The sequence below is a fragment of the Shinella sumterensis genome (genome assembly GCF_004514425.2).
In the GTDB taxonomy this organism is placed as follows: domain Bacteria; phylum Pseudomonadota; class Alphaproteobacteria; order Rhizobiales; family Rhizobiaceae; genus Shinella; species Shinella sumterensis.
Map to the genome: position 1 here is coordinate 189,564 of NZ_MYFN02000004.1, position 26,110 is coordinate 215,673.

Annotated in this window: 29 protein-coding genes, 1 tRNA gene and 1 pseudogene; 11 read left to right on the top strand and 20 right to left on the bottom strand. The window is 62.8% G+C overall.

The window, feature by feature from the left end; translation table 11 throughout:
- Positions 1 to 85 precede the first annotated feature (85 nt).
- Positions 86 to 1,309: an acyl-CoA dehydrogenase gene (locus tag B5M41_RS09890; RefSeq protein ID WP_134647469.1), complete on the bottom strand. Its 1,224-nt coding sequence runs from the start codon at positions 1,307 to 1,309 to the stop codon at positions 86 to 88.
- Positions 1,310 to 1,520: 211 nt separating this feature from the next.
- Here B5M41_RS09890 and B5M41_RS09895 point away from each other — a divergent pair, with 211 nt between their 5' ends.
- A complete protein-coding gene (locus B5M41_RS09895; protein ID WP_230640039.1) occupies positions 1,521 to 2,567 on the top strand; it encodes an extracellular catalytic domain type 1 short-chain-length polyhydroxyalkanoate depolymerase in 1,047 nt (348 codons plus the stop codon).
- Positions 2,568 to 2,832: 265 nt separating this feature from the next.
- Here the strand turns inward: B5M41_RS09895 and iolB are convergent, their stop codons facing one another.
- The 5 genes from iolB to B5M41_RS09920 all read right to left on the bottom strand — a co-directional run bounded on the left by iolB (position 2,833) and on the right by B5M41_RS09920 (position 9,567).
- Positions 2,833 to 3,627, bottom strand: coding sequence for a 5-deoxy-glucuronate isomerase (iolB, locus tag B5M41_RS09900; RefSeq protein WP_134647467.1), 795 nt, complete (start codon positions 3,625 to 3,627; stop codon positions 2,833 to 2,835).
- Between the two features lie 36 nt (positions 3,628 to 3,663).
- Positions 3,664 to 4,581, bottom strand: a complete 918-nt coding sequence (gene iolE / locus B5M41_RS09905) for a myo-inosose-2 dehydratase (RefSeq protein ID WP_134647465.1) — start codon at positions 4,579 to 4,581, stop codon at positions 3,664 to 3,666.
- 199 nt (positions 4,582 to 4,780) lie between these two features.
- Positions 4,781 to 6,631 carry a 3D-(3,5/4)-trihydroxycyclohexane-1,2-dione acylhydrolase (decyclizing) gene (gene iolD / locus B5M41_RS09910; protein WP_134647463.1) on the bottom strand — a complete coding sequence of 617 codons (1,851 nt, stop codon included), beginning with the start codon at positions 6,629 to 6,631 and terminating at the stop codon, positions 4,781 to 4,783.
- Positions 6,632 to 6,650: 19 nt separating this feature from the next.
- Positions 6,651 to 8,588, bottom strand: a complete 1,938-nt coding sequence (locus B5M41_RS09915; RefSeq protein WP_134647461.1) for a bifunctional 5-dehydro-2-deoxygluconokinase/5-dehydro-2-deoxyphosphogluconate aldolase — start codon at positions 8,586 to 8,588, stop codon at positions 6,651 to 6,653.
- Positions 8,589 to 8,682: 94 nt separating this feature from the next.
- The gene (locus tag B5M41_RS09920; RefSeq protein WP_134647459.1) at positions 8,683 to 9,567 is read right to left on the bottom strand and encodes a MurR/RpiR family transcriptional regulator; all 885 of its coding nucleotides are present in this window, start codon (positions 9,565 to 9,567) and stop codon (positions 8,683 to 8,685) included.
- Between the two features lie 179 nt (positions 9,568 to 9,746).
- Between B5M41_RS09920 and B5M41_RS09925 the strand changes: the two genes are divergently transcribed.
- Both B5M41_RS09925 and B5M41_RS09930 read left to right on the top strand, forming a co-directional pair.
- Positions 9,747 to 10,868, top strand: coding sequence for a Gfo/Idh/MocA family protein (locus B5M41_RS09925; RefSeq protein ID WP_134647457.1), 1,122 nt, complete (start codon positions 9,747 to 9,749; stop codon positions 10,866 to 10,868).
- Between the two features lie 94 nt (positions 10,869 to 10,962).
- A complete protein-coding gene (locus tag B5M41_RS09930; RefSeq protein WP_167718874.1) occupies positions 10,963 to 14,310 on the top strand; it encodes a caspase family protein in 3,348 nt (1,115 codons plus the stop codon).
- Between the two features lie 102 nt (positions 14,311 to 14,412).
- Here B5M41_RS09930 and B5M41_RS09935 read toward each other — a convergent pair.
- The 12 genes and pseudogenes from B5M41_RS09935 to B5M41_RS09990 all read right to left on the bottom strand — a co-directional run bounded on the left by B5M41_RS09935 (position 14,413) and on the right by B5M41_RS09990 (position 19,572).
- Positions 14,413 to 14,783: pseudogene (locus B5M41_RS09935) on the bottom strand (cupin domain-containing protein).
- Between the two features lie 193 nt (positions 14,784 to 14,976).
- Positions 14,977 to 15,066: transfer RNA gene (locus B5M41_RS09940), tRNA-Ser, on the bottom strand.
- 220 nt (positions 15,067 to 15,286) lie between these two features.
- Positions 15,287 to 15,502: a hypothetical protein gene (locus tag B5M41_RS09945; protein ID WP_134647453.1), complete on the bottom strand. Its 216-nt coding sequence runs from the start codon at positions 15,500 to 15,502 to the stop codon at positions 15,287 to 15,289.
- Positions 15,499 to 15,864 carry a hypothetical protein gene (locus B5M41_RS09950; protein WP_134647451.1) on the bottom strand — a complete coding sequence of 122 codons (366 nt, stop codon included), beginning with the start codon at positions 15,862 to 15,864 and terminating at the stop codon, positions 15,499 to 15,501. Before B5M41_RS09950 ends, B5M41_RS09945 begins: the two co-directional genes overlap by 4 nt.
- Entirely contained in the window at positions 15,861 to 16,088 is a 228-nt protein-coding gene (locus B5M41_RS09955; RefSeq protein ID WP_134647449.1) for a hypothetical protein, read from the bottom strand. Before B5M41_RS09955 ends, B5M41_RS09950 begins: the two co-directional genes overlap by 4 nt.
- Entirely contained in the window at positions 16,081 to 16,824 is a 744-nt protein-coding gene (locus B5M41_RS09960) for a hypothetical protein (protein WP_209020860.1), read from the bottom strand. Before B5M41_RS09960 ends, B5M41_RS09955 begins: the two co-directional genes overlap by 8 nt.
- Entirely contained in the window at positions 16,821 to 17,294 is a 474-nt protein-coding gene (locus tag B5M41_RS09965; RefSeq protein ID WP_134647447.1) for a hypothetical protein, read from the bottom strand. Before B5M41_RS09965 ends, B5M41_RS09960 begins: the two co-directional genes overlap by 4 nt.
- Complete coding sequence (locus B5M41_RS09970) at positions 17,294 to 17,491, bottom strand: hypothetical protein (RefSeq protein ID WP_134647445.1); 198 nt, start codon at positions 17,489 to 17,491, stop codon at positions 17,294 to 17,296. Before B5M41_RS09970 ends, B5M41_RS09965 begins: the two co-directional genes overlap by 1 nt.
- Positions 17,492 to 17,515: 24 nt before the next feature.
- Positions 17,516 to 17,701, bottom strand: coding sequence for a hypothetical protein (locus tag B5M41_RS09975; RefSeq protein WP_134647443.1), 186 nt, complete (start codon positions 17,699 to 17,701; stop codon positions 17,516 to 17,518).
- Positions 17,694 to 18,053 (bottom strand): hypothetical protein, encoded by a 360-nt coding sequence (locus B5M41_RS09980; protein ID WP_209020856.1) that lies wholly within the window; start codon positions 18,051 to 18,053, stop codon positions 17,694 to 17,696. The genes B5M41_RS09975 and B5M41_RS09980 overlap by 8 nt, the downstream gene beginning before the upstream one ends.
- Positions 18,054 to 18,095: 42 nt before the next feature.
- Positions 18,096 to 18,764 carry a pentapeptide repeat-containing protein gene (locus tag B5M41_RS09985; RefSeq protein ID WP_209020855.1) on the bottom strand — a complete coding sequence of 223 codons (669 nt, stop codon included), beginning with the start codon at positions 18,762 to 18,764 and terminating at the stop codon, positions 18,096 to 18,098.
- 124 nt (positions 18,765 to 18,888) lie between these two features.
- A complete protein-coding gene (locus B5M41_RS09990) occupies positions 18,889 to 19,572 on the bottom strand; it encodes a S24 family peptidase (RefSeq protein WP_230640040.1) in 684 nt (227 codons plus the stop codon).
- A 760-nt stretch (positions 19,573 to 20,332) separates the two neighbouring features.
- Between B5M41_RS09990 and B5M41_RS09995 the strand changes: the two genes are divergently transcribed.
- Both B5M41_RS09995 and B5M41_RS10000 read left to right on the top strand, forming a co-directional pair.
- Positions 20,333 to 20,935 (top strand): hypothetical protein, encoded by a 603-nt coding sequence (locus tag B5M41_RS09995; RefSeq protein ID WP_134647437.1) that lies wholly within the window; start codon positions 20,333 to 20,335, stop codon positions 20,933 to 20,935.
- A gap of 334 nt (positions 20,936 to 21,269) precedes the next feature.
- The gene (locus tag B5M41_RS10000; RefSeq protein ID WP_134647435.1) at positions 21,270 to 22,295 is read left to right on the top strand and encodes a hypothetical protein; all 1,026 of its coding nucleotides are present in this window, start codon (positions 21,270 to 21,272) and stop codon (positions 22,293 to 22,295) included.
- Between the two features lie 57 nt (positions 22,296 to 22,352).
- Here the strand turns inward: B5M41_RS10000 and B5M41_RS10005 are convergent, their stop codons facing one another.
- On the bottom strand, positions 22,353 to 22,505 hold the full coding sequence (locus tag B5M41_RS10005; RefSeq protein WP_167718871.1) for a hypothetical protein: 153 nt from the start codon (positions 22,503 to 22,505) through the stop codon (positions 22,353 to 22,355).
- A gap of 66 nt (positions 22,506 to 22,571) precedes the next feature.
- On the opposite strand from B5M41_RS10005, the gene B5M41_RS10010 reads away from it, so the two are divergent.
- Positions 22,572 to 22,844, top strand: a complete 273-nt coding sequence (locus B5M41_RS10010; RefSeq protein WP_134647433.1) for an HNH endonuclease — start codon at positions 22,572 to 22,574, stop codon at positions 22,842 to 22,844.
- Between the two features lie 243 nt (positions 22,845 to 23,087).
- Here B5M41_RS10010 and B5M41_RS10015 read toward each other — a convergent pair whose 3' ends face one another.
- Positions 23,088 to 23,645 carry a S24/S26 family peptidase gene (locus B5M41_RS10015; RefSeq protein ID WP_209020854.1) on the bottom strand — a complete coding sequence of 186 codons (558 nt, stop codon included), beginning with the start codon at positions 23,643 to 23,645 and terminating at the stop codon, positions 23,088 to 23,090.
- Between the two features lie 194 nt (positions 23,646 to 23,839).
- Between B5M41_RS10015 and B5M41_RS10020 the strand changes: the two genes are divergently transcribed.
- The 5 genes from B5M41_RS10020 to B5M41_RS10040 all read left to right on the top strand — a co-directional run bounded on the left by B5M41_RS10020 (position 23,840) and on the right by B5M41_RS10040 (position 26,104).
- The gene (locus B5M41_RS10020; RefSeq protein WP_134647429.1) at positions 23,840 to 24,139 is read left to right on the top strand and encodes a sigma-70 family RNA polymerase sigma factor; all 300 of its coding nucleotides are present in this window, start codon (positions 23,840 to 23,842) and stop codon (positions 24,137 to 24,139) included.
- A complete protein-coding gene (locus B5M41_RS10025; RefSeq protein WP_230640041.1) occupies positions 24,136 to 24,444 on the top strand; it encodes a hypothetical protein in 309 nt (102 codons plus the stop codon). The genes B5M41_RS10020 and B5M41_RS10025 overlap by 4 nt, the downstream gene beginning before the upstream one ends.
- Positions 24,444 to 25,577 carry a hypothetical protein gene (locus B5M41_RS10030; RefSeq protein WP_134647427.1) on the top strand — a complete coding sequence of 378 codons (1,134 nt, stop codon included), beginning with the start codon at positions 24,444 to 24,446 and terminating at the stop codon, positions 25,575 to 25,577. Before B5M41_RS10025 ends, B5M41_RS10030 begins: the two co-directional genes overlap by 1 nt.
- A gap of 66 nt (positions 25,578 to 25,643) precedes the next feature.
- Positions 25,644 to 25,841, top strand: a complete 198-nt coding sequence (locus tag B5M41_RS10035) for a hypothetical protein (RefSeq protein ID WP_134647425.1) — start codon at positions 25,644 to 25,646, stop codon at positions 25,839 to 25,841.
- Positions 25,841 to 26,104, top strand: a complete 264-nt coding sequence (locus B5M41_RS10040) for a hypothetical protein (RefSeq protein ID WP_134647423.1) — start codon at positions 25,841 to 25,843, stop codon at positions 26,102 to 26,104. The genes B5M41_RS10035 and B5M41_RS10040 overlap by 1 nt, the downstream gene beginning before the upstream one ends.
- Positions 26,105 to 26,110 lie beyond the last annotated feature (6 nt).

Sequence of the window (26,110 nt, forward strand, 5' to 3'; positions counted from 1 at the left end):
GGAGAAAGCGTAAAAGCGGCCGCCCGTATTCTAACGAGCGGCCGCAGAATTTGCGAAATGCCAGTTTGCGAAATGTCAGGTCGGCTTACTGGAAGGCCTGGAGGCCGGTCTGCGCGCGGCCGAGGATCAGCGCGTGAATGTCGTGCGTGCCCTCATAGGTGTTGACGGCTTCCAGGTTCATCACGTGGCGGATGACGCCATACTCGTCCGAAACGCCGTTGCCGCCGTGCATGTCGCGGGAAACGCGCGCGATATCGAGCGCCTTGCCGCAATTGTTGCGCTTCATCAGCGAGATGAGCTCGGCAGGCGCGCGGTGTTCGTCGAACAGGCGGCCAAGCCGCAGCGCGCCCTGCAGGCCGAGCGCGATTTCGGTTTCCATGTCGGCGAGCTTCTTCTGGATGAGCTGCGTGGCGGCGAGCGGCTTGCCGAACTGCTTGCGGTCGAGCGTGTACTGGCGCGCGGCGTGCCAGCAGAATTCGGCAGCTCCCATCGCGCCCCAGGCGATGCCGTAGCGGGCGCGGTTGAGGCAGCCGAAGGGACCGGCGAGGCCCGCCACTTCCGGCAGCAGGTTTTCATCGGGAACGAAGACGTCCTGCATCATGATCATGCCGGTGACGGAGGCGCGCAGCGAGAACTTGCCCTCGATCTTCGGCGTCTCGAAGCCCTTCATGCCGCGTTCCAGCACGAAGCCCTTGATCTTGTTGTCATGCGCGTCGGACTTGGCCCAGACGACGGCGACATCGGCGATCGGCGAATTGGTGATCCAGTTCTTCGCGCCCGAGATCAGGTAGCCGCCGTCGACCTTCTTCGCGCGGGTGATCATGGAGGAGGGGTCCGAACCGTGGTCCGGCTCCGTCAGGCCGAAACAGCCGACCCATTCGCCGGAAGCAAGCTTCGGCAGGTACTTCTTGCGGGTCTCTTCGGTGCCGTAGGCGAAGATCGGGTGCATGACGAGAGAGGACTGCACCGACATGGCCGAGCGGTAGCCGGAATCGACGCGTTCCACCTCGCGGGCGACGAGGCCGTAGGACACGTAGTTGGCGCCGACGCCGCCATATTCTTCCGGAATGGTCGGGCCGAGGAGGCCGAGTTCGCCCATCTCGCTCATGATCTCGCGATGGAAGATTTCGTGGCGGTTGGCTTCGGTCACGCGGCTGGCGAGCTTGTCCTGGCAGTAGGCGCGCGCGGTGTCGCGGATCATGCGCTCCTCGTCCGTCAGCTGGTCCTCGAGCAGGAAGGGATCGGCCCAGTCGAAGGGCGCCATCTTGGCGCGCGCCTGCTCGGGGGTGGCGCTGTGGTGCTCGCTCATGGGGTTCCTCCTGTCGCGGATCTGTCGTGGCAGAAGTGCTACATCAGCTTGGCCGGGTTCGAAAGGCCGGGAACGAAATGCGGGGCTTTGCACTTTGGCTATTTATGAATGCCCTCATGAATCCGCAGAATGAGCCTTCCCCGCTATTTCGCTGCCTGCGCCTTGATCCTGCCGCGCGCGCTGCGCACATTATCTGACGATGAGCAATTCCATGAAAGAGAGGCCGAGCATGCGGGACCGCTTCAAGCGATCGGTCGAGCGACTGTTACCGGCCCAAACGCGGCTGAGCGACCTGTTCTGGCCGTTCCAGCCGACCACGGAGCGCAAGACGCCGGCCGTACGCCGCCGCGCCGGCACGGCCTCGCCGCTTGTCGAGACGAGCGATTTCGGCAGCAATCCCGGTGGCCTGCGCATGTTCATGCATGTTCCCGCGGGGCTGCCGGCCGGGCGTGCGCTCGTGCTGGTGCTGCATGGCTGCCGGCAGGATGCCGAAAGCTACGATCGCGCCGCCGGCTGGGCATCGCTGGCCGACGAGCGTGGATTTGCCGTCGTCTATGCCCAGCAGCGCGAGGCGAACAATCCTCGTCTGTGTTTCACCTGGTTCCGCCCGAGCGAGGTGACGCGCGACCGCGGCGAACTCATGTCGATCCGCCAGATCGTGAGCCATGCGGCCGGCCTTGCGGCAAGTGACCCGCAGCGCGTCTTCATAACGGGCCTTTCGGCCGGCGGCGCCATGACGGCGGCGATGCTGGCGAACTATCCGGACGTCTTTGCCGGCGGTGCGATCATCGCCGGCCTGCCGTTCGGCGCTGCCCGCGACGCCACGCGCGCCTTCGATGCGATGGCGCAGGCCCCGGATCACACGCCCCGCGCCTGGGCCGATCTGGTACGCCTCGTTTCACCCCGAATGCCGCACAAGCCGGCAATCTCCGTCTGGCATGGCACCGCCGACGAGACCGTCGCGCTCTCCAACGGCCGCGCGCTGGTCGACCAATGGCGCGACCTCTACCGCCTGCCCAAGGATGCCTTCGTGGAAAAGCGCCTGAAAGGCCGCCGCACCCGCATCTGGCCGGACAAGGACGGCAAGCCGCTCGTCACCTTCCACGAAATCGACGGCATGGGCCACGGCACGCCGGTCACGGCAGGCGAGGGCGGCGGCCACGCCGTCTCCAGGGAGCCGTTCATGCTGGAAGCAGGGTTCTCCTCGACGCTGGAGATCGCGAAGGAATGGGGCCTGACGCGGAAGTGGAAGCGGTAGAGCTAGAGCTAGAGCTAGAGCTAGAGCTAGAGGCCAGCCTGTTCATGCGCCAATCACGCCCACCACTGCCGCGACGCGCACCAACCCGGATATCGCCCGCAAACCTCTCCGTCGTCATCCTCGGGCTTGACCCGAGGATCCACACATCCGCACCGTCTCGCTTGTGGAATGGATCCTCGGGTCAAGCCCGAGGATGACGACGGAGAGGACGGGGTTTACCGTGAGCCTACGAGCAAGCCGGTCGCTTGCCGAATGATATGCATGCCTACTTCAGCAGCCACTCATGCTCCCTCGCGTTGTGGAACTTCCACACGCGCTTCGGCCCGGCCATCACATTCAGGTAATAGAGGTCGTAGCCGTGGATGGTCGCGCAGGGGTGGTAGCCCCTGGGCACCAGCGTCACGTCGCCATCCTCCACCGCCATGGCCTCGTCCAGCGAGCGGTCGTCGGTATACACGCGCTGGAAGGCGAAGCCCTGGGGCGGGTTGAGGCGGTGGTAGTAGGTCTCTTCCAGCAGGCTTTCGTTAGGCAGGTCGTCCCGGTCGTGCTTGTGCGAGGGGTAGGACGAGGTGTTGCCATTCGGCGTGATGACCTCCACGACGAGCAGAGAATGAGCCGAATTGTCGTCTTCCGGCATGATGTTGTGCACATGCCTGATGTTCGAGCCCTTGCCGCGGTGCAGCTGCGGATGCGTGCCGGGCGGAATGGCTTTCGCCTTGTAATCGCCGCCGCCCGGGGCCGAGCAGACGGCAAGTTCCATATCCGTCTCCGCCGTTACCGACCAGTTGGAGTTGGCGGGGATATAGAGCGCGTGCGGCGCGCCCTCGAAGGGGCTCATGCGCTCGCCGAGCACACCGAAATCCGCACCGCCCGCCGTCGCCTTGCCCTTGCCGGAAACCCACACGAGGCAGACCTCGCGGCTTCCCGTTTCCGCCGCGACGATCTCGCCGGGCTTCATCCGGTGCAGGTCGAAGCCGACATAGGTCCAGCCGGCGCTTTCGGGCGTGACATGGCTGACACGGCCGTGGGCGCCCTGGGGTTTGACGAGCAGGTTCGGCATGGGCTTGGTCCTTTCCTTCAGGCGGGCGGGTGAGGCTTATCCCTTGGGAAAGCCTTCCGTCTCGACAGTATAACCGGCGGCGGTCATGACGCGCATCAGTTCGGCATGGCCGACTTCGGCCATCTTCGCCGGCGGCGCCTTGCGCGGATCCTGTTCGGCTTCCACGACGAACCAGCCTTCATAGCCGTAATCCGCGAAACGCTGCACGATGGCGCCGAAATCGAGCGAGCCGTCGCCGGGAACGGTGAAGGCGCCGAGCGCCACCGCGTCGAGGAACGACTGCTTCGTGCGGTCCAGGCCGTCAACCACCGGGCGGCGGATGTCCTTCACATGCACATGGTTGATGCGGGCATGATGGTTGTCGATGGCGCGCAGCACGTCGCCGCCGGCAAAGGCGAGGTGCCCGGCATCGAGCAGCAGCGGAATGCCTTCGCCCGAGTTTTTCATGAAGGCATCGAGTTCCGGCTCGGTCTCGACGACGGCAGCCATGTGGTGATGGTAGGAGAGCGGCATGCCCTGGTCGGCGCACCATTCGCCGAAGGCGGTGAGGCGGCGAGCGTAGGTCTTCATCTCGTCGTCGGAGAGGCGCGGCTTGGTGGCAAGCGGCCTGGAGCGGTCGCCCTGGATGGAGCGCCCGACTTCGCCATAGACGATGCAGGGCGCGTTGACGGCCTTGAACAGCGCGATCATCGGGGCGATGCGGTCCTTGTTGGCCGCAAGCTCCTCATCGACGAGCGTGCCGGAGAACCAGCCGCCGCACAGCGTCACGTCTGCGGCGCGCAGGATCGGCAGCATCTCCTCCGGGCTGCCCGGAAAGCGGCGGCCCTGTTCCATGCCCGTGAAGCCGGCCGTGCGCGACTGGCGCAGGCACTCTTCGAGGGACACGTCGTCGCTCAGTTCCGGAAGGTCGTCGTTCCACCAGGCGATGGGCGACATGCCGAGTTTGGCTTTCATCATGGTCTCCTTGGCGGGAAGCGAGGCTTCCCATGTCATTGTTTGTCTCTCTCCCTCCCTCTCTACCGTCATCCTCGGGCTTGACCCGAGGATCCACGCATCCGCACCGTCCTGCCTGTGGCATGGATCCTCGGGTCAAGCCCGAGGATGACGAAGGGGAGGGAGGGTGACGATGGAGAGGTAGGATGGCGTATTGGTCCTAACCGATCGTCTGGGCCGCGCGCGCCTTCACATAGGCCTCGCGCGCCTTGTTGACCTCGCTGCGCGGGCTGACCTCCGGCACCGCAACATCCCACCAGTGGCCACCCTCCTCGGTGGTGATCAGCGGGTCGGTATCGATGACGATGACCGACGTGCGGTCGTTGCCCTTGCTCTGCTCGATGGCCGTTTCGAGATCGGCGATGGAGGATACCTTGACCGCGACCGCCCCCATGCTCTCGGCATGCGCGCGGAAGTCGATATCCGGCATGACCTCGATCATCGCGTCTTTCAGGAGGTTGTTGAAGTTCGCGCCGCCGGTCGCCATCTGCAACCGATTGATGCAGCCGTAGCCGCGATTGTCGAGCACGATGATGGTGAGCTTCTGGCCGAGCATGATCGAGGTGGAAAGCTCGGAATTCATCATCATGTAGGAGCCGTCGCCGACCATGACGACGACATCCGCCTCCGGCCGCGCCAGCTTCACGCCGAGCGCGCCGGCAATCTCGTAGCCCATGCAGGAAAAGCCGTATTCCATGTGGTAGCCGCCGGGCTTCTTCGCCTGCCACAGCTTGTGCAACTCGCCCGGCAGGCCGCCGGCCGCGCAGACGAGAACCGAATTTTCGCCGCCGATCGCGCGCTGCACCGCGCCGATGACCTGCGCGTCCGAGGGCAGGTCGGCGTTGGTCGGTGCCGTCGCGCGGTCCGCCGCCGCCATCCATTCGTCCTTGCGGGCCTTGGCCGTCTGCCTGACGGCAGCAGGGGCCGACCAGCCGTCAAGCGCTTGCGACAGCAGCTTCAGCCCTTCGCGCGCATCCGCGACGAGCGGCTGGCTGTCATGCTTGGCCGCATCGAAGGGCGCCGTGTTGAGGCCGATCATCGTCACGCCGCCGTTCTTGAACAGCGCCCACGAACCCGTCGTGAAGTCCTGCAGGCGCGTTCCGACGGCGAGGATGACGTCGGCCTCCTCGGCAAAGGCGTTGGCGGCGGATGTGCCGGTCACGCCGACCGAGCCCATGCACAGCGGATGATCATCCGCAATGGCCGACTTGCCGGCCTGCGTGACCGCCACCGGAACGCCATGCGTTTCCGCGAACGCCTGGAGCTCGGCGGTCGCCTGCGAATAGAGCACGCCGCCGCCGGCGATGATCAGCGGCTTTTGCGCCTTGCGCAGCGTTTCGATGGCCGCTGCCAGTTCGTCCGTGTCGGGGCGGGGGCGGCGGGTCGTCCAGACCTTCTCCTCGAACAGGCTGGCAGGATAGTCGTAGGCCTCGGCCTGCACGTCCTGGCAGAGCGACAGCGTCACCGGGCCGCAATCGACCGGATCGGTCAGCACCTGCATGGCGCGCTTGAGCGCGGAGATGATCTGCTCGGGCCGCGTGATCCGGTCGAAGTAACGCGAGACGCAGCGGAACGCGTCATTCACCGAGACGGTGCCGTCGCCGAAATTCTCGATCTGCTGGAGAACAGGGTCGGGAATGCGGTTGGCGAAGACGTCGCCGGGCAGGAACAGCACGGGCAGGCGGTTGACATGCGCGACGCCTGCGGCGGTGATCATGTTCAGCGCGCCGGGGCCGATGGAGGTGGTGCAGGCCATGAAGCGCTGACGGAAGCTCGCCTTGGCGAAGGCGACGGCGGCATGCGCCATGCCCTGTTCGTTATGGGCGCGCAGCGTCGGCAGTTCGTTTCGCACCTGGTAGAGCGCTTCGCCCATGCCCGCGACGTTGCCGTGGCCGAAAATGCCCCACACGCCCGCGAAGATCGGCACCTTCCTGCCGTCCACGACGGTCATCTGCGCCTTCAGGAAATGCGTGACGGCCTGCGCCATCGTCAGCCGGATCGTCTTTGCCATGGTCTTCCTCCCGTATGCTCTATTGCAGGCCGCGCGTGCGCAGCCAGGCGTCGGTCAGTTCGCGGAAGCGGCTGGCCATGTCCGTGATCGCCGCCTCGTCGTCGATCTTGCCGGCCATCCAGGCGCGGGCGGCGTCGACGAAGATCGTGCGGCCCACGGCAAAACCCTTGACCGAAGGCGCCACCGTCGTCGCCTCGAAGGCCTTCACCAGATCTTCCGTCGGCGCTTCCAGGCCGAGCAGCACGATGCCGCGGCAATACGCGTCGTTGCGCGCGATGACGGCTTCGATGTTCTGCCACGCCGCGCTGGAGGCCTGCGGCTCCAGCTTCCACCAGTCGGGCTTGATGCCGAGATCGTAGAGTTCCTGAAGGGCCGTCGAGACCGTATCATCCTTCAGCGGGCCGTTCTTGCCGGCGATGATCTCGATCAAAAGCTCGCGACCGACGCGGCGGGCCGCTTCGAAGAGCGTGCGCAGTTTCTCCTGCTGCTCCTTCTTGAGGGTATCAGGGTCGTCGGGATGATAGAAGCACAGGCATTTGATGCAATGGTCGAGCGGCCATTCCACCAGCTGGGAGCCGATATCCTGGCTGAATTCGAAGCGCAGCGGCTTTGAACCCGGAAGCTCGACCGGGCGGCCGATCCACGAAAAACCCTTGGTCGCGGCGTCGAAAAAGGCGTCACGGCCGAAACGTTCGTCGATCAGCATGCCGTAGCCGGGACGGCCCTGCGAGACGCGGGCGGCAGCCTCGACGGTCAACCGCTTGAACGCGGAAATCCTGTCATGCGGCACCTTCAACGCGTCGGCCACGTCGACGAGCTGCATGCGGTGGTCGCAGGCGAGCGCCATCAGAAGCGGAATGTCCGCCTGCTTGCGGTTCGTCGCCCAGTGGATGTGGTTGATCGCCTCGTCCTTGCGCAGGGCGCGATGCCTGCTGCCGTTCCTAAGAAAGAAGGTCAGCTCCTCCCAGCTCGGATATTCCGGCGAACACAGAAGGCGCGACACGGCGAAGGCGCCGCAGGCATTGGCCCAGGTGGCGCAGGTCTTGTGATCCTCGCCCGTCAGCCAGCCGCGCAGGAAGCCGGATAGGAAGGCATCGCCCGCGCCCAGCACATTATAGACCTCGATCGGGAAACCGTCGCCGACCACGCCGTCTTCCAGGTCGTCGGAGATCGGGCCGTCATAGACGATGCAGCCCATGGCGCCGCGTTTCAAGACGATGGTCGCCGGCGAAACGGCGCGGATCGCCTTGAGCGACGAGAGCACGTCGTCGGCGCCTGAGGCGATCATGATTTCCTCTTCCGTGCCGACGATCAGGTCGCAGTCCGGCAGGACGGATTTCAGGATCGCCGAGACGCGGTCGGACTTCACATAGCGCTCGAAACCCTCGGCATGGCCGGCAAGCCCCCAGAGATTCGGGCGGTAATCGATGTCGAAGATGACCTTGCCGCCGCTTTCCTTGGCGATGCGGATCGCCTTGCGCTGCGCGGCTTCCGTATTGGGGCGCGAAAAGTGCGTGCCGGAGACCAGCACGGCGCGCGAGGAGCGCACGAAGGCCTCGTCCACGTCGCCTTCGTCGAGCGCCATGTCGGCGCAATCGGTGCGCACGAAGATCATCGGCGAGACGCCCTCGGCTTCGATGGCGAGCAGCACGAGCGCGGTCAGCCGGTCCTTGTCCGTCCTGATGCCTTCGACATTCACGCCCTCGCGCGCGGATTGCTCACGGATGAAGCGGCCCATCTGCTCGTCGCCGACGCGGGTGATCAGCGCCGATTTGAGGCCGAGGCGGGCGGTGCCGATCGCGATATTGGCCGGGCAGCCGCCAACGGACTTGGCGAAGGAGGCGGTGTCCTCCAGCCGCGTGCCGAGTTGCTGGCCGTAGAGATCGACCGACGAACGGCCGATCGTGATCACGTCGAGCGACTTCGCCGGGCTTTCGCGGCGATCAGTGTTGGGCATGTCTTCCTCCCGGTCTCGCGGCGCCTTCGGGAAGGCGATGCGGCATTCTCGGAAAATGAAACATGAATTCTATTATTATGTCAATTCGGAATATTCATTCCATTTTCATTCCGAAGGCATTCCGCTTCGATTTCCGCTTGAGGCTGCGCCGGCGTTCGGCGATTGCCACAGGCAGCGCCATCGCAAGCGCCATGGAGGCGGAAAGCGAGCGAAAGCCGGCATAATCGGCCTCGGAGACTTCGAACCAGTGGGTGGCTGCGGCGGCAAGCGGGGAGAACACCGAGTCGGTGATCGCGATGATCGGCACGCCGCGGCCTGCCAGTTCCTGCGCCTGCGCCAGGCTTTCGGCGGCGTAGGGGGAAAAGCTCGCCGCGATGACGGCGTCCCTGCCGGTGGCGAACAGCGCCATCTCCGCATCGATGCCGTTGGGCGAGGCGATGATCTGGTGGCGGATGCCGAGCTTGCCGAAGGCATAGGCGATATGCGCCGTCAGCGGATAGGACCGGCGCTTGGCGACGAGGTAGATCGTTTCCGCCCGCGCCAACACATCCACCGATTTCGTGAACGTCTCGCCGTCGACCGTGCTGGCAAGCCGCGCCACCGACTGGCTTGCCGCGTTCAGGAAGCCGGAAAGCAGTTCGGCATCGCTGCCGGCCGTCGCACCGGCCTCCAGCGACAGCAGCCGCTCCTCATAGGAGAGCGTGCGGTCGCGCAGCCGGGCGCGGAAGACGTTCTGGAGGTCGGAAAAGCCCTCGTAGCCGAGATGGTGGGCGAGGCGCACCAGCGTCGAGGGCTGCACGTCCGCTGCCGTCGCGATGCTCGCTGCGGTGCCGAAGGCCATGTCGTCGGGGTTGGACAGCGCATAGGCGGCCACCTGCGCCAGCCGCTTGGGCATGGTCTCCTTGCGCTCGATGATGACGCTGCGCAGGCTTTCGAAATCGCGGGGTACGCGCGTCTGGGCCGCTTCGCTGCTGTTCATGCATTCATTCTCCTCAAGTGGCGCTTCGCGTCGAATGGAATGAATATTCCATTATCAAAGAAAAGTAAGTTTTCATTCCAAATCTTTCCGTCTATGAATGACGCGAGCGCGCCCGTCCTGCGAAATATAGCAATTCCGGCGCGCGAGCGTAGCGGAATTCAGCGGACGGAGGAGACGTCATGAAGGCTCTTGGCATTGGATTGATCGGCACGGGTTATATGGGCAAGTGCCACGCACTCGCCTGGAACAATGTCAGCACGGTCTTCGGCGACGTCGAGCGCCCGCGCCTCGTGCATCTCGCCGAAGCCAACGGCGAACTGGCCGTCGCGCGTGCGAAGGAGTTCGGCTTTGCGAAAGCCACCGCGAACTGGCGCGATCTGCTGGCCGATCCGGAGGTCGATGTGATTTCCGTCACCACGCCCAACCAGTTCCATGCCGAAATGGCGATCGCCGCACTCGAAGCGGGAAAACACGTCTGGTGCGAAAAGCCGATGGCGACGGACCTCGGCGATGCCGAGCGCATGCTTGCCGCCCAGCGCGCGTCCGGCAAGGTCGCCGTGATGGGCTACAACTACATCCAGAACCCGGTCATGCGCCACATCCGCTCGCTGATCGACGAGGGCGCGATCGGCACCGTCAATCACGTCCGCATCGAGATGGATGAGGATTTCATGGCCGATCCCCAGGCGCTGTTCTACTGGAAGAGCGAGGCATCCTCGGGCTACGGCGCGCTCGATGATTTTGCCGTGCATCCGCTGTCGCTGCTGTGGAGCCTGTTCGGCCATGTCGAGGCGGTCATCGCCGCGCTTGCAAAACCCTATGCCGACCGCCCCACGAAGGAGGGCGGCCGCCGCGCCGTCGAAAACCACGATATCGCCAGCGTTCTGATGCGCCTTCCCGGCGGCATTTCCGGCGTGCTGATGGCGAACCGCTCCGCCTGGGGCCGCAAGGGCCGCATCGCCCTGCAGATCTACGGTTCGACAGGTTCGATCCTCTACGATCAGGAGCGCATGAACGAGTTCCAGCTCTACAAGACCGACGGTCGCGCCACCGAGCAGGGCTTTTCCACAATCCTGACGGCGCCCCATCACAAGCCCTATGACCGGTTCGTTCCCGCACCCGGCCACGGCCTCGGCTTCAATGATCTCAAGGTCATCGAATGCCGCGAACTGATGACCGCCATTGCCGGAAAGCCCTCCCGCGCCATCGATTTCGTCGATGGCCTGCGCATCGAGAAGACCGTGCACGCCATGGCCCGCTCCCATCGGGAGCAGCGTTGGGTGGAGGTCGATGCCGGGTGATTCCGCCGGCCGGGATAAAATTTCCGGATGCCCGCACATTGAAACAGGCATGCCCATACGTAATAGTGGCGGCAATAATGCCGGAGGTAAGGGCATGTTAAGACGCGTACAAAAACACTGGGCGCCGGTATTCCTCGTGTCCGTCGCCGTCGTGGTGTTCAATGCGGGCGCCGCGGAGGCGAAACGCGTTGCGCTGTTGATCGGCAATCAGAAATACGAAGAGACCGCCCAGCTCAACAATCCTGCGAACGATGTGGAGCTGATGCGCGCCTCGTTCCAGAATGCCGGCTTCGATTCCGTCAAGACGGTGTTCGATCTCGACCGCTCCGCCATGGTCAAGGCGCTGCGTGAGTTCGAGGACGAATCGGCCGATGCGGAAATGGCGGTGGTCTATTATTCCGGCCACGCCATGGAAATGAACGGGGTCAATTACCTGATTCCCGTCGATGCGGCGTTGAAGAGCGACCGGGACGTCGAGGACGAAAGCGTGGCCATCGATCGCGTGCAGCGGTCTTTGGAAGGCGCCAAGAAGCTGAAGCTCTTCATTCTCGATGCCTGCCGCAACAATCCGTTCTCCGCGCAGATGACGCGCTCGATCGGCACGCGTGCCGTATCCCGCGGCCTTGCCCGCGTCGAGCCCGAATCGGCCGATACGCTGATCGCCTTCGCCTCGAAGGCCGGTACGGTGGCGCTGGACGGGGAGGGCAAGAACAGCCCGTTCGCCACGGCCCTTGCCAAATATCTGACGGAGCCGGGCCTGGATGTGCGCATCGCGCTCGGCAAGGTGCGCGACGAGGTGGTGCAGGCCACCAACCGCGAGCAGGAGCCCTTCGTCTACGGTTCGCTCGGCGGCGCGCAGATCTTCCTGAACATCAAGGAAGTGAACATCAACATCACCAACAGCGGCAACACGCAGGAGGTCTCGCCGAACGGCCAGTCCGAGGCGGCGGCCGACTGGCAGAACATCCGCGACCTCGCCGACGAGGACCTGATCAACGCCTTCATCGCCAAGCATGGCAAGGACCCGGTCTACAAGATGCTGGCGGAAAAGAAGCTCGCCAGCCTCAAGGAAGCGACCGAGACGGAAGGGCAGGATGCGGCCGGCATTGCCTGGGAAGCGCTCAAGGGCTCGACCGATGCGGCCGCCCTCCAGCGCTTCATCGAGCGTTATCCCGACAGCCAGCACCGCAGCGACGCCGAACAGCTGATCGCCGCGCTGGAACCGAAAAAGGGGCTGAGCGTCAATGTCGCCGGCAAGGAAACGCCGGCCTCGCGCGATTGCTTCCTGCTGGCCGGCGAGCCGCAGTCGCTGCCCGGCTTCATGGGCGTCAACTTCCTGAAGATCGATGCCAAGCGGGCGCTCACCGCCTGCGCCCAGGCCGTCAACGAGAACCCGTCCGACGGCATGCTCGTGAACCTGCTCGGCCGCGCGCATGACGCCGATCGCAACTATATCGAGGCGCGCCGCAACTACGAGAAGGCGATCGAACTCGGCAACATGTATGGCCTCACCAACCTGGCCTGGTTCTCGATCTACGGGACGGATGGCCCCGTCGACGTGCCGAAGGGCCTGTCGATGTTCGAGAAGGCCGCGATTGCCGGAAATTCCTATGCGCAGGCCTCGCTCGGCTGGCTTTACCGCGAAGGCTACGGCGGCACGCGTCAGGACTATAACGAAGCGGTGAAGTGGTATCAGCAGTCGGCCAACCAGGGTTACGCCAATGCCATGGCGACGATGGGCTGGTTCTACCGTGAGGGCCTCGGCGTCTCGCAGGACTACGTCCAGTCGCTTTCCTGGTATCGCAGGGCCGCCGATGCGGGTGACGCCAATGCCATGTCGTCGCTCGGCTGGGCCTATCAGAACGGCCTCGGCACCGCGCAGAACTATGCCGAAGCCAAGGTCTGGTACGAGAAGGCCGCCAATATGGGCGATGCCTACTCCATGGCGTCGCTTGCCTGGCTCTACGATGTCGGCAACGGTGTGAAGCAGGACTATGTGGAAGCCCGCTACTGGTATGAGAAGGCCGCCAATGCCGGCAGCGCCTATGCCATGGGCAACCTGTCGCGCCTTTACGATCAGGGCCTCGGCACGCCGGCCGATGCGAAGGAGGCCGTTCGCTGGGCGGCGGCTGCCGTCGAAAGCGGCGATGCCAACAAGCTGAAGGAACTGAAGGAAACCCCCGGCAACTTCACCGTCGCCTTCCGCACGGAGCTGCAGAACCTGCTGCGCGAACGCGGCTACTACAGCGGTTCGGCCGATGGCGAATTCGGCCCGGCGACGATCGCTGCCATCGACGGGCTTGCGACCGGCCGCACGAGCAGCGCGTCGGCCTCCACAAGCGGCACGTCGACGATCACCGCCGGCCAGTCCACGACGGTGCTCTCCGGCTCGGATGCGGACCAGTGTTACGAACTGGCCGGCGAGCCGAACCTGCGTCCCGGCTTCCTGGGCAAGCTCTTCACGCAGATCGATTACGGTCGTGCGATCCCGGTCTGCGAGGCGGCGCTCAACGCCAATCCGTCCGACAACGGCATTCGCAACATGCTGGGCCGTGCGCACGATGCGGCGCGCAACTACAGCCAGGCCCGCGAATATTACCAGAAGGCGGCGGACGAGGGGAACCTCTACGCCCTGACCAACCTGGCCTGGTATTCGATCTACGGCACGGATGGCCAGGTCGACATGGCCAAGGGCATCCGCATGTTCGAGCAGGGTGCCAATGCCGGCAATCCCTATGCGCAGGCCTCGCTCGGCTGGCTCTACCGCGAGGGCTACAACGGCACGCGCAAGGACTATGACGAGGCCATCAAGTGGTATCGCAAGTCCGCCGAACAGGGCTACGCCAACGGCCAGGCCACTATGGGCTGGTTCTACCGCGAAGGTCTCGGCACGGCGCGTGACCTGACCCTTTCGCTCGAATGGTACAAGAAGGGCGCGGAAGGCGGCGATATCAACGCCATGTCCTCCGTCGGCTATGCCTATCAGTCCGGCCTCGGCGTGCCCGTCGATTATGCCGAAGCCCGCAAGTGGTATGAGAAGGCGGCAGCGCTCAACGACTACTATTCCATGGCCTCGCTCGGCTGGCTTTACGACGCCGGCAACGGCGTGAAGCAGGATTATGCCCAGGCCATCAGCTGGTATGAAAAGGCGGCCAACGGCGGCAATACCTATGCGATGGGCAACCTGTCGCGCCTCTACGACTACGGTCTCGGCACCCGGGCCGATGCCAAGGAGGCGGCCCGCTGGGCGGCTGCCAGCATCGAGGGCGGCGATCAGGGCAAGCTTTCGGAACTCAAGGGCTCGCCATCCAACTTCACGCCGCAGTTCCGCAAGGCGTTCCAGCAGATCCTGAAGGACCGCGGCTATTACAACGGCCCGATCGACGGCGATTTCGGCGCGTCGACCCAGAACGCCATCGACCGCCTCGCGGCCCGCGCCTGACATAAGGCCGTTCGAAGAAACAGAGCCGCCGGAGACGATCGTTTCCGGCGGTTTTGTTTGCGCAGGCCGCACGGCACTGCCCGGACACGGAATGCCGCTGCGTCAGATCCAGATATCGTTTTCGGCCGTTCGCTCACCGCCGGCGTGGCCCGTGTTCAGCACGCCCCGCGGCTCGATCAGCAGGAGATGGACTTCTTTCTCCGCGAAGGGTTTGTGTTCCACGCCCTTCGGCACGACGAACATCTTGCCCGGCCGGATCGTCACGGCGCCATCGCGAAAATCGATCCGCAATTCGCCGCGGAGGACGATGAAGGTTTCATCCGTCTCCGGATGGTCGTGCCAGATGAAATCGCCCTCGATGCGCGCGAGCTTGAACTGGTCGTCGTTCATCTCCGCGACGACGCGCGGCTGCCACAAATCGTTGATCCGGACAGCTTTTCCGAAAATCGGATGGGTTGGTACGTGCTGGCCATTCTGCCGCTCTCCTTTGTTGAGCGCGAAGAAATAGGCCTGTGCAATCGCCCGTTCTTGAACGTTCGTGCAGGCGCAGGGCCGGGCGGACGGCGTTACGGGAGGAGCGGGTTGGAGTGCCTGGTAGGGCAGGGCCGGCGACGCCTCGGCGGGATGCCCGACCGTTCGGCTTTGAGAATGAGTATGTGGGGAAACTGGCGGAGAAGAAGGGATTCGAACCCTCGATACCGTTTCCGGTATACTCCCTTAGCAGGGGAGCGCCTTCGACCACTCGGCCACCTCTCCGCTCCGGGCCGAAATAACTAAAAAGCCCTTGTCTAGCAAGGGCTTTTTTCATTTTTACTGATTTTGTTGCCGGAATTTCTCAATACGGGAAAATACGGGATAAACCGCGAACAAACGGCGAAAGACTAGAAAAAACTGCACACATACTACCCATGGCCGTTTTCTCTATGTTCATTTTGCGTTCTTATGGGCCTAATTCAACCATTGCGCAAGTCCTCGCTCATCCCCGCTCCTTATCCAGTGCGTTGCGGCCGGCTGGTGTCCAGCGGAAGCCGCGATCATGGCCGTCGCCGCGGTACTCCAGCCATCCATTGCGGACAAAGCGGTCGTAGGCCTTGCGGACGAAAGGTGGGTCAAAGTGCGCCCACTCATTGTCGGAACCGGGTTCTGCGGCCATTTCGGCGATGAATTCCTCTTCGAGGCTATTCAGCTTCATTCGCTCTCTCCTCTCTGGAGGATAGGGGAGGTTCCAGATTCTACAGGGGCGGCGCGAGCCATGAAGCTGCCGAGCTGCTCCATCGTGATCAACGCATGGTCGGGATATTCTTCTGGCGACGTGATATCCGGCGTCTCACAGAGGATCGTCCACGCTTCTTCGATCGTGAGCTTTTCCTCGCTTTCCCAGCCGGTCAGGCGGTCGGCATCCAGCTGACCGCGCACGATCGCATTATGCGCGTCAGCGAAGGCCTGCCGGTCTTCCTTGGTGACCGGACGGCTAAAATGTATTTCAAGCGTCCTGCCATCTGTCCCGGTGGACATGGACAGCATGTCGTCGAGGAACGGTTTCAGATCCTTCATGCCTTCCTCCATTTCAGGTGGTTGCGCCCGTAGACGATCCAGAGCGCCGCGTTCATGGGCAGGAGGCCCCACGCGGCGGTCGTGATGATCCAGACGAGCCAGAGAAGCTGGTTGCCAAGGCCGATCAGCCAGGCGGAGCGGTGCTTGTTGCCGGCGAGAAGCGTCATCCAGATCGTGACGGCCGACATGAACCACGGCAGGTAAAGGCGGATGGCCTCACTCATCGGCGCACCCCTTCGCACTTGTGGCGGAAGCGCTGCGCGTGGCGGCGAGGGCAGATCGCGCCATCCACACGTCGTAGGCGAGGCGCGTCACATGATCGATGTAGTTGTTTCCGTCTTCGAAAAAGCGCTCATCCAAGAAGAGGCCATTTCCGATCGCCCAGCCTTCGAAGGCTAGACGTTCGTCCTCCACCTCCGCGCTGTCCTCTCCTTCTCTATGGGGAGCCGGCTCATCGGGAACGAAGCCCACGTAAGCGTCGTAACACTGCACCGAGCATGTCCACTTTCCGGGCTCGGTCTCGTCGCCGAAATCATCACCACCTTCCGATTTCTCGCGGGTGTCGATGATCCGTCTGCAAACGCAACAGTTTGCGGTCGGTATGCCCGGCTCTACCGGCACATCGACAAGGGCGGAGCGGATGCGCTGCTCGTAGTCCGCTTGGGCGGCGGTCTTGGCGGCTTCTATAGTACCGAACGGGGGAAGCGACATGTCCCAATTCGACCAGAATTTCCCCTCTTCGAAGACGATGGAATAGGATTGATGAGTAACATCGGCGAATGCATAACAATCGCCGTCGCCGCCCCACTCCAGCGGCTTGACCTTCACCTCTACCGCCCGCTCTTGATCGGATAAGGCGGCGGTGAGGGCGGAGCGAATGTTCTGCCGGGTGAGTGGATTTCCATTGCAGCCGTACAACGACGCACGAGCACGCTCGACCATCTCGTCGGTGATACTCATGGCGTTTTTCCTTGGGTGAGAGCGCTAGCGCGGCGGAGGTCGGCCAGCAGATGGCGCGGGATCGTGTTCTCGGCCGATTTGCATGGCTCAAGGTTTTCGACGCTAGCGCCGCATAGCGGGCACGGGTTCGGCTGGTCGTTATGGCAGGGGCAGCGCTGTTCGGCCCAAGTCAGAACGGCATTGACGATCTTTTGCAGCTCGTCCTTCTCCGCATTCTCCCGCTGCAACGCCTCTGCCTGGCGGGCGGCCAAAACGCAGGTGAGCTTGGCTTCGTGATGGCGCTCTCGCATCTCCACAATGCGCTTGCAGACAAAGTCGACATCAAGCCGGAAGCCATCGCCGTGCCGCACGAAAAGCTCAGAGCCGCCGCCAATAGCGTTGGAGATTTTCGCAGTGCATTCTTTGATCCAGTCCGCCTCCGACCGTTGCCAGGCAACAGTGCGGCGTTCGCCTAGCACGCGATCCGCCATCACGCCGCCCTCCGCACGCGCCCATAGCCAAGCAGTTCCAGACGGTCAGCGACGCGGCGCAGGTTCTCCGCCTGAAGGCGGCGTCGTTCACCCTTGCGATCGTTGCTATCCGCAACCATACGCAAGCTTGTCGGGTCGAGGTTGTCGGCGATGGCTCTTTCGACGTCGAGCAGCGGCGTGTTGTTATTGTCGTTCATGGTGGTCTCCTCTGAATGGTGGCGCTACAGCTGGTAGGCTGCGGCGAAGCCGATGACGGCGAAAATCATGGTGCAGACCGCGAGTTCGACGCGAGCGGAGCGCATGTGCGCTGCCATAAGACGGCGCGTGCGTTCGCGAGCAGCGTCGGCGAGCGGCGTGGGGTAGCGCGGTGTGCTCGATGGCGCCAGAACGGGGAGGGTGCTATGCATCGGTGCGGCCCTCCGCACCGCCGACGCGAGAGAAAACCTCGAACTTGCCGCCGACCTCGATCGACAGTCGCGCGGCTTCCTGGATGGCCGCATCATAGGTGTCGTGCTCGAATGGAATCATGCCGGTCTTGATGCGTCCGGTGCGGCGACCGCGCTTGAACACGAAATGCCCTCCGCCGATCTCCTCGTTATCGCGAGGGCCGGGGAAGGATGGCCATTTCTTACCGTGATAGGGGCGGCCGTGCTTCTTGGCCTTGTGGTCCGGCTTGCGCATCGGCTCGTCGGACTGTGCAGTCGCGCCAGTTGCCGGGGCGCCATAGGGAATCAGGTCGTCTTCGCTGGGTCTGTACATCGGTCTCTCCTCAATAGTGGTGGCTGAGCGCTTGGTGGACACTCAGTAGTTTTCAGCCTCTTCGCGCGTGATGAAGAAGTGGATGCCGGCGGCGCACTCCTCCTGCCAGTTCTCGTCGAAGCTGTCGGGAGTTACGCGCTCGCCTACGCGATAGATTGTTTCGCCGTCATGACTGCTGGTTCCAGTCTCGTCGCCGATGACCTCCAGAACGTCGGCAAACTCCGCGCGGCACTTGCGGCCGAATGCGTGACTGCGGCGGGCGTCTTCTGGAATTCGCAACTTGACGATCACGCCGCCCTGGCATTTCTTCCAACCGATAATCGAGCCTTCAGGTAGAATGCGCGTCTGCGCGATCACAAGCGACGCGTATTTTGCATCCTTGAGGTTGGCGCCGCAGAGGTTGGCGCCGCAGAGGTTGGCGCCGCAGAGGTTGGCGCCGCAGAGGTTGGCGCCGCAGAGGTTGGCGCCGCAGAGGTCGGCGCTGCGGAGGTCGGCGCTGCGGAGGTCGGCGCCGTAGAGGTTGGCGCTGCGGAGGTCGGCGCTGCGGAGGTCGGCGCCGTAGAGGTTGGCGCCGTAGAGGTTGGCCTTTTCCTTAACGGCGGCCTTAACCGCCAGTCCGAGCTTCACCGAAGGAAACTCATCTGGCTTGCATTCAATTTCGGCCGTGAACTGCACGGCGCCAGTGAACCTGTTCAGGATATCGAATCTCATATCTATCTCCTCTTGCCGTTAACGGCTGGTATCCGCGCCTGGTGCAGCGCGTGAGGAAAGATATAGACGCTATTTACAAACTGGTCAACAAAAACTTTGTTTGTTATTTGTTATCTGCCGCCGGCTAGTATGCTCCGGCCTGCACTATAAGGTGCACGCTGACGACGTCATCGCGGTCGAAGTCCAGCTTTCCAGGTGGATTGTATTGCTCCAGCGTCAGGCGCGAGCCTTTCCAGCCGTCGAACTTCTTCACAAAGCCGCGCGGCGGGTCGTCTTCATTGCGGGCTCGGACCTGAACGACGACGTGGTCGCCATGCCGCACCGGCTTGGTCGGGTGGACGTAGGCGATCTCGCGCGGATAGTACCGCGGCACCATCGACTCTCCGTCCAGGAAGACGGCATAAGCTCCCGGCACGTTCATAAGAGAGGGGATGCATGGCACCCAGTCGAGAACTTGCCCGTTAAAGATGTATTCGCCGTCGGCTCCGCCGACCGCCTCACCTAAAACTGGCATCATCTTGTGCAGTGCGTTGCCCGAGCCTTGCTGCAGCGGGACGATCGTCGCGTTGGGGCGAGGCTCAGTACCGACGCGCTTGCCCAGGCGCTCCTCGACGAGGGCCTTCATCTCGGCTTCCGGAATGCCCAGCGCCTCGCCGATCTCGCGCCAAAGGTGGGAGCGCTTCACCCTGCCTGATATGAAATTGTTGATGTTTTGCTGGTCGGTGCCTACGGCTCGCGCGAGTTCGGTCTCGTTGCCTGCAAAAACAACGTTAAGCCGCTCGCGCAGGCGATCTTCCAGATTAGCCACCGAATTATCTCCGAATTTTTTCAAGGCAATAGCACCGGGCATAACAAAAAACAAACAAAGAGTTTGACAAAGAATTTGTGAATCGGTATGGTGCTTTCATAAGAAGAACAGAAAGGGCCTCGCGCAGATTGGCAAAGGAGAACCTAATGTCAAATGCACGAGATTATCAAAGAAGACCAGCCCACCAAGAGGCAACTGCCCACCAAGAGGCAAAGATAGGAGACTGACAATGCGACAAAACTCCCAGGACGAACGCAGAAGAAGACATACCGAGAAACAGGGTGGAAGAAGAAGAGATACGGGGCGGGCGCGGGGCCCGCCGTCAGGTCCGCCATGAGGGCGGGCCGTTTCTTGAGCGCCTCGTGGGGCGTTGAGGAAACGGAGATAGGGAAGGGTGGCGCCATAGGGAAGGTGAACACCATTGGCCGCTTGCGCTGCCCTTCCCGAACCAATTGCAGGTGTGTGGCCGAGGCAATCGCGAAAACCAACTGACGGTCGCCATGCACCTGCAACCAAATGCCCGAAAGGGCGCTGACCGGCCAATACTCTGCCGCAACCCGAGGCGACCGCGCCGGTCAGCAGAAATAGTGAACGGGTGGCCATGACCGAAACGAAAACCAATCGTCGATCGCCACCCGTTCACTGACCAGATTGCAGGGTGATGGCCATTGGTGTCGCGAAACCCAGAGATAGGTCGCCACTGCCCTGCAAGACCCACGCCGTTGCTACCCGCAACAGCCTACCGCCAGAGGAGACTACGATGACAGCAGCAAACGCAACAGCAGCCAGACAGCCGAAAGTCGGAAAGAACGAAGACATCTATGGCATGGCCCGCCGCGTCTATGACGAAAGAGGCCGACAGGCTGGCGCAGCTGTAGAAGCCGCCATCGCCCAGCTTCGCCGCCGGCCGGCTCTCCATGAGGCAGCATACAAGATCGCGGCAGAAACCCTCATAGGTTCCGTAGTCCGCTCTGACCGTGCCGCCGTGTATCGCGGCGCAGATATCGGTAGCGTTGCCGTCGCCGAACCCGCCACGAATGTGACAGACCTGCCGAGCGCACGTAGCGCCGCAGCCACCGAAGCCAGCGCTGCGCGTTTGCGCCGGGTCGCTGTGCGCCTGACCGGCCTGTACCTGGCCAAGTACCGCCTCAATGGCGAAGAATTCTTCCTCGGAAATGCCACGCCCGACCAGCTGCGGCAGGTCGCCGAACAACGGCGCACGCAAGGCGCGACGATGGTCCGCGAGGCTCGCTGGCTCGACAAGATCGTTGCCTGCGCCAAGGAAGGCCAGCCGATCCACAAGAGCCTGACGCTGAAGCAACTGGAGCGGATGCAGCGTGAGGCTTTGGCTTCGCCGGTCTGACCGGCGCGGGGCGGCCATTGAGGACTCGAAACCCATTTCCGCCACGCCGCCCCGAACTTTTTGCCTGCTGCCAATGAAGCATCGCTGCCCAAATTACCAGCGCGGCGGGCAATCCCAATAGCAAGTGCGGCCATTGAAATCGCGAAGCCCACCGTTTGCTCGCCGCGCTTGCTTACCATATCCGCCGAGAGGCGGGCTGACCGGCCAGTTGAAGGACGAAACCCAGGCCCGCCTCGCCGCCCAGCCCTCGCAACACCAACACTGTCGCGGCCATACCGCCATCGCAACCCATCGCAAGGATGCCCGACAGTCTACCAACCCAGAGGAGACGAACATGAACGCTCTAGCAAGAATTGACGCCGAAGCGGCGACACCCAGTGAAATTTGCGCAGTTGTGGAAACCACAACACGCAAGAGGAAGGCCAAAGCAGATGCGAAACCCATCTTTCTGTCGCCTTCCTCATCCCATACCGACGACGGCCACCCTTCAGGCGTTACCCATCAAACCCCCGCCGTCGTCGGCTCCCCCTATCCAGGCACCAACCCGGCTCACCACGAGACCATCGACGCCATCGTCGAGGTATATCGCCTGCGGCAAGACATGATCCGTGCGCGCACCAAGCTCATCCTGCAAGCGCAGGCCAGCCTCCGGCGCGTATTCGCTGGCGACAAGGACATGGCCGCCAAGACGTACGCCGAAGCCAGCAAGGACCCCGGCCACGAGTATCGCGGCCAGATCCAGCCGTACCTTGCCTCACTCGACATTCTCGACGACCAGCAGTCCGCCTATGAAAAGGAGCTGGTGCGCGACGTAAAGCGCCTTCCGATCTATGCGTGGGCCAAGGCAATCAAGGGCTTCGGCGATCTGTCTCTAGCCTGCATCATCGGCGAGGCTAGCGGCTACCGCAACGACACTGGCGAATTCTACTCTGTCGGCGACTTCAAGTCTGTGTCCGCACTGTGGAAGCGGATGGGCCTGGCGGTGCTCAACGGCCACCGGCAAGGCAATCCCGGCAAGGGCGCGTCTGCCGACGACTGGATCGCCGAGGGCTACAGCAAGACGAAGCGTTCCGTCATGTGGAACATCGGCAACTCGCTCATTCTGAGCATGGGCAAGTTCCGCCCCGTCTTCGGAGAGGACGTAGACGCCAATGCGGACTACACCGAACTGCAGCGTGTGTTCGCGAACCGCGCGCGGTACGAGGCCGAGCGCCTGCCGCACAAGTGCGGTTCAGCAGTCAAGCAGTCCGCGACCGGCAAGGACAGCTACACGCTCCACGCCGCCAACCGCGCAAAACGATACACCGAAAAGCGGCTGCTGCGCATGCTCTACGCCGAATGGCGGCGGGTGATGGCATAGCTGCTAGGCGGGGCGGCCCAAAGAGGTTCGAAACCCAACGGCCGCGCGCCGCCTCGCTTATTCCTCAATCAGTCCCTTCCTGCGGAGGTCATCAGCAATGAGTTTTTCGATGTATGACGCCACCGACCGCCTGTCCAACTTGGCGGCTTTCTCAAGCGCCTCCTTGAACTCAGGCTCTATACGAATCCCCACACTTGCCGTCTTTGCCATGCCGCATTCTCCACTGGTGCGACATGGAATACGACGCAATGCTAACAAATGCAAACTGGTGATGGCATGACCCAGCCCCCCGGCATCAGAACCATTCTTGCCGCCAAGCAGGGCGGCAGGTGCTGCTACTGCGGCGATCGACTGCTGTCCACGACGGCACGATGGAAGAAGGCCATTCACCCGAAGGCCCAGACTATAGAGCACCTGCAGCGCAAGGCGGACGGCGGCAGCGGCCACCCGGACAATAAGGCCTTGGCCTGCCATGAATGCAACAACGGTCGAGGCTCTATCGACTGGCTAACCTACAAGTCGATCAAGATGGGGGAGTTGGCGGCTTAGCCACCCAAAACAAAAAAACCAGCGCGGCTACCAACCGAACTGGCTTTTGGTGCAGCAACCCCAAACAGCGAGCACCTTTCGGCCGGCACCACCCGTAAGCTCGCAGTTTGGGTTCCTACTTGCCGCGCGGAGGAGACCTTGAGAGCCTTAACGCGCGACGTTCGATACCCCCTACCACAGAGGCAGTTTGTGCATACAGAGTGTTTACAAATTTGTCAAGCGACAAAATCACGTAGCGTCAGTTCAGCCGGCGGCCACCACCCGCTCAGCAAGGACAATGACGTGAATCGCCTCGTGGCCGTCGACGACAACGTCTGGCCGATCGTAACGCGACAGCCGCACCGACTGCCCTTCCACCGATTCAAGGCAGCCTATCCACGCGATGCCTTTCGGGGAGTGTACGATAACGTCACTGCCCGGCTTCGGCCACGCAGCCGGGTCGACCCAGGCGCGCGTGCCGTAAAGCAGCGCCGGCTCCATGACGTTTGTCTCGATGCGAACGAAGTAGCGACCGCGCGGGATGTACGACACCCCGTAGCCGTGCTGGATCGGCTCGAACTTGAACTTGCCTTCCTTGCGGTCGGACACTTTGCCGTGCTGCTGCGCCGTGTCGAACACACCGATTCCCGGTGCGGCTCGCTCCTGCGCTTCCTCGCACAGTTTGTCGATGTTCTCGCGCGCCATGTCCATAAAGTCGGCAAGCGCGTCTCGAACATCGGGGCGTGGCAGCGTGCCACGCTTCCAGGAGCTATAGGTCTGCTGAACCCAGCCGTACTTCTCGGCGACGGCACGTTCCGTCATGCCGAGCGCGCGCTGGCGTTCGGACAGGAGTGAGGCAAATCGGCTTTTTTTAGGAGGCATGCGGCACCAACATCAGCGTGAAATCTTGACAAATTTGTAAATATGTACTACAAGGAAAGACCACCGGCAAGCCTGACCAACCGAAACCTGCAGCAACCACCAGGCTCGCCATACTGCCACGAAGAGGAGTAGCCATGACCACAATCACCAGCTCGATGCTGGCGGATATGCATGCTCGCCGTCAAGACGGGGAGAGCGTCGCAGAGATCGCCGCCAGATACAACGTCAAACCCATGACAGCCTACCAGCGCCTGCGCCGAGCCTTTGGTTCAGTGAAGCCGCGCGAGATCGTTGCAGCGAACGACAACCGACCCGATGTCGTCACCCGCATGACAGCCCACAACGGAGGCTGCTCCACGCTGAGCGGCAAGGTTCCGGTTTCGGTCGTCAGGATTCCGACGCTCGATGGTCACGCACCGAAGGTGGCGGCATGAGCGACGACAGCACGATGCGCAGCGACTGCGAATGCGAATTCTTCAACTTCGGCGACATGGTTCGATCCCGCCAGAACCCGAACCTGACGGGGCAGGTCATCGGCGATCGCAACTGGGGCTCAGAGTATCAGGTGCGGCTGGCCGACGGCGCGACCACAATCTGGTGGCACGGCGTCGAGATGGAGCACGATCCGGAGGCGGAAGTTCCGCCGGCCAAGGAAGACGACACCACGAACGTGGTTCGTGTCGATTTCACCAAATCGCGGGGTCTGCGCCCCGAAACAATTACAGGAGGGGCTGCGTGATGGGTGAGTTCAAGATTGGCGACCGGGTGCGGGCTCTGTACAGCTACTATGGGCAGTTTACGACCGGCAAAGAATACGTCGTCAGCGGCATCAACGATTATAGCATCAGTATTGCTGAGGATGATGCCGGCTCCACGGAAAATGGCTGGAGTCCTTCGAACTTCGAACTCGTCACCCCCGCCTTCACCATCGAAGCCGGCAACCACTACCGCACCCGTTCCGGCAAGCCGACTGGCCGCGTGACCAAGGGCGACACCGGTTTTGAGGCTGTCGTCGACGGGCGCGTTCGCATCTTCGACGAGGCCGGCGGTGCGGTTCACGGCGACGATGACATCGTCGAGGCCTGGGTGCCGAAGGTCGGGGAGCGGGTGGTTGTTGTCGAGACCGAAAACTTTCATCCTGCGGTGTCCTCCGAGACGCAGTGTGTGGTGGATAGCGTGAACGCGGATTACCTCTGGCTTAACGCCTCGACGGACAGTCACGGCGTGCTGCACCAATTTGCCTACCTTTCCGACCTCGAACCGCTGCTCGTTGCCGCTCCGCAACCGGCAGCCCTAAAGATTGAGGCCAGCAAGTTCTACCAGACGCGCGATGGGCGGAAGGTTGCCAATATTCACAAGGATTTCGGCTATTGGTTTGGCCTGATCGAAGGAGAGATCGGCCATAGGGCGTTCGAGCCGAACGGCCGTCACGGAAATGAATATATCCAGAACAATCCCGACTTGGACCTCATCGCCGAATGGGTCGACGAGCCCGTCACGCAGCCCGCCGTCGCCAATGACAACGGGCCGAAGTTCAAGGTGGGTGATCGCATTACCGGGAAAGCCGCGGGCTTTGGCATCGTCAGCGGCGAGATAATCCTTGTCGACGAAGGTGCATACCGCGATCCGTACAAGATCCATGATGACGCAACCGGCCTAGATATCTGGGTCGAGCGCGACGCCGTGGCTTTCGGTGAGCCGTACCATGACGCCGACAACGATAACCTGCCGGTTGCCCAGCAACATGCAGGTCTGATCAAGACCCGAAACGGCTACGGCTTCGAAATCGCGCGCTTCGGCGATTATGTCTGGGTCGATACCGGCAAGAAGGCCCCAGAGACATTCCGGGCCGCTTCCGTCTCTGCAGCCTAACCACCAATCCCTACCACCAACCAACCCGCTGCTTGGCGACAGGCAGCGGGAGCGAGGAGACTTGTTATGCCGAAATACAAGGCCGACCTGCCGGCAGGCTGCGCGATACCGTTCGCGCTGCTTGCCCTGTCCACCATCCCGGCGTGGCTGACACACCTGTACGTCTGCTTCACCGACGAGCGCTGGGGCTTCCTCATCGCCGGAGCGCTGGCCGCACCCATCGCCGTCATTCACGGCTGGGGCATCTGGCTGGGGATCTGGTGATGGCCAAACACCACCGCGACCCGCAGCCCACCGAGACCCCGAAAGACTTCGACGTCTACGGCCTCGTGCCGCCGCAGGATCAGCCCACCGGACGCACCTGGAAACGCGCCATGACGGCTGCAGCATGCGCCGCTGTCTTCGGCCTGACCTACGCGCTCATCCCGATCGCCTTCGCCGTTGGTGGCGCGGCAATCGGTGTGTGGTTCGTCGGAGCCGAATTCTACGACTGGCTGGACCGGCACACCAACCAGGACCGGCAGTAACCGAAG

What these genes read in the sequence shown, in the direction of transcription:
- B5M41_RS09890 (WP_134647469.1), bottom strand. Translation starts at nt 1,309, where the DNA reads ATGAGCGAGCACCACAGCGCCACCCCCGAGCAGGCGCGCGCCAAGATG.
- B5M41_RS09895 (WP_230640039.1), top strand. Translation starts at nt 1,521, where the DNA reads ATGAAAGAGAGGCCGAGCATGCGGGACCGCTTCAAGCGATCGGTCGAG.
- iolB (WP_134647467.1), bottom strand. Translation starts at nt 3,627, where the DNA reads ATGCCGAACCTGCTCGTCAAACCCCAGGGCGCCCACGGCCGTGTCAGC.
- iolE (WP_134647465.1), bottom strand. Translation starts at nt 4,581, where the DNA reads ATGAAAGCCAAACTCGGCATGTCGCCCATCGCCTGGTGGAACGACGAC.
- iolD (WP_134647463.1), bottom strand. Translation starts at nt 6,631, where the DNA reads ATGGCAAAGACGATCCGGCTGACGATGGCGCAGGCCGTCACGCATTTC.
- B5M41_RS09915 (WP_134647461.1), bottom strand. Translation starts at nt 8,588, where the DNA reads ATGCCCAACACTGATCGCCGCGAAAGCCCGGCGAAGTCGCTCGACGTG.
- B5M41_RS09920 (WP_134647459.1), bottom strand. Translation starts at nt 9,567, where the DNA reads ATGAACAGCAGCGAAGCGGCCCAGACGCGCGTACCCCGCGATTTCGAA.
- B5M41_RS09925 (WP_134647457.1), top strand. Translation starts at nt 9,747, where the DNA reads ATGAAGGCTCTTGGCATTGGATTGATCGGCACGGGTTATATGGGCAAG.
- B5M41_RS09930 (WP_167718874.1), top strand. Translation starts at nt 10,963, where the DNA reads ATGTTAAGACGCGTACAAAAACACTGGGCGCCGGTATTCCTCGTGTCC.
- B5M41_RS09945 (WP_134647453.1), bottom strand. Translation starts at nt 15,502, where the DNA reads ATGAAGCTGAATAGCCTCGAAGAGGAATTCATCGCCGAAATGGCCGCA.
- B5M41_RS09950 (WP_134647451.1), bottom strand. Translation starts at nt 15,864, where the DNA reads ATGAAGGATCTGAAACCGTTCCTCGACGACATGCTGTCCATGTCCACC.
- B5M41_RS09955 (WP_134647449.1), bottom strand. Translation starts at nt 16,088, where the DNA reads ATGAGTGAGGCCATCCGCCTTTACCTGCCGTGGTTCATGTCGGCCGTC.
- B5M41_RS09960 (WP_209020860.1), bottom strand. Translation starts at nt 16,824, where the DNA reads ATGAGTATCACCGACGAGATGGTCGAGCGTGCTCGTGCGTCGTTGTAC.
- B5M41_RS09965 (WP_134647447.1), bottom strand. Translation starts at nt 17,294, where the DNA reads ATGGCGGATCGCGTGCTAGGCGAACGCCGCACTGTTGCCTGGCAACGG.
- B5M41_RS09970 (WP_134647445.1), bottom strand. Translation starts at nt 17,491, where the DNA reads ATGAACGACAATAACAACACGCCGCTGCTCGACGTCGAAAGAGCCATC.
- B5M41_RS09975 (WP_134647443.1), bottom strand. Translation starts at nt 17,701, where the DNA reads ATGCATAGCACCCTCCCCGTTCTGGCGCCATCGAGCACACCGCGCTAC.
- B5M41_RS09980 (WP_209020856.1), bottom strand. Translation starts at nt 18,053, where the DNA reads ATGTACAGACCCAGCGAAGACGACCTGATTCCCTATGGCGCCCCGGCA.
- B5M41_RS09985 (WP_209020855.1), bottom strand. Translation starts at nt 18,764, where the DNA reads ATGAGATTCGATATCCTGAACAGGTTCACTGGCGCCGTGCAGTTCACG.
- B5M41_RS09995 (WP_134647437.1), top strand. Translation starts at nt 20,333, where the DNA reads ATGACAGCAGCAAACGCAACAGCAGCCAGACAGCCGAAAGTCGGAAAG.
- B5M41_RS10000 (WP_134647435.1), top strand. Translation starts at nt 21,270, where the DNA reads ATGAACGCTCTAGCAAGAATTGACGCCGAAGCGGCGACACCCAGTGAA.
- B5M41_RS10005 (WP_167718871.1), bottom strand. Translation starts at nt 22,505, where the DNA reads ATGGCAAAGACGGCAAGTGTGGGGATTCGTATAGAGCCTGAGTTCAAG.
- B5M41_RS10010 (WP_134647433.1), top strand. Translation starts at nt 22,572, where the DNA reads ATGACCCAGCCCCCCGGCATCAGAACCATTCTTGCCGCCAAGCAGGGC.
- B5M41_RS10015 (WP_209020854.1), bottom strand. Translation starts at nt 23,645, where the DNA reads ATGACGGAACGTGCCGTCGCCGAGAAGTACGGCTGGGTTCAGCAGACC.
- B5M41_RS10020 (WP_134647429.1), top strand. Translation starts at nt 23,840, where the DNA reads ATGACCACAATCACCAGCTCGATGCTGGCGGATATGCATGCTCGCCGT.
- B5M41_RS10025 (WP_230640041.1), top strand. Translation starts at nt 24,136, where the DNA reads ATGAGCGACGACAGCACGATGCGCAGCGACTGCGAATGCGAATTCTTC.
- B5M41_RS10030 (WP_134647427.1), top strand. Translation starts at nt 24,444, where the DNA reads ATGGGTGAGTTCAAGATTGGCGACCGGGTGCGGGCTCTGTACAGCTAC.
- B5M41_RS10035 (WP_134647425.1), top strand. Translation starts at nt 25,644, where the DNA reads ATGCCGAAATACAAGGCCGACCTGCCGGCAGGCTGCGCGATACCGTTC.
- B5M41_RS10040 (WP_134647423.1), top strand. Translation starts at nt 25,841, where the DNA reads ATGGCCAAACACCACCGCGACCCGCAGCCCACCGAGACCCCGAAAGAC.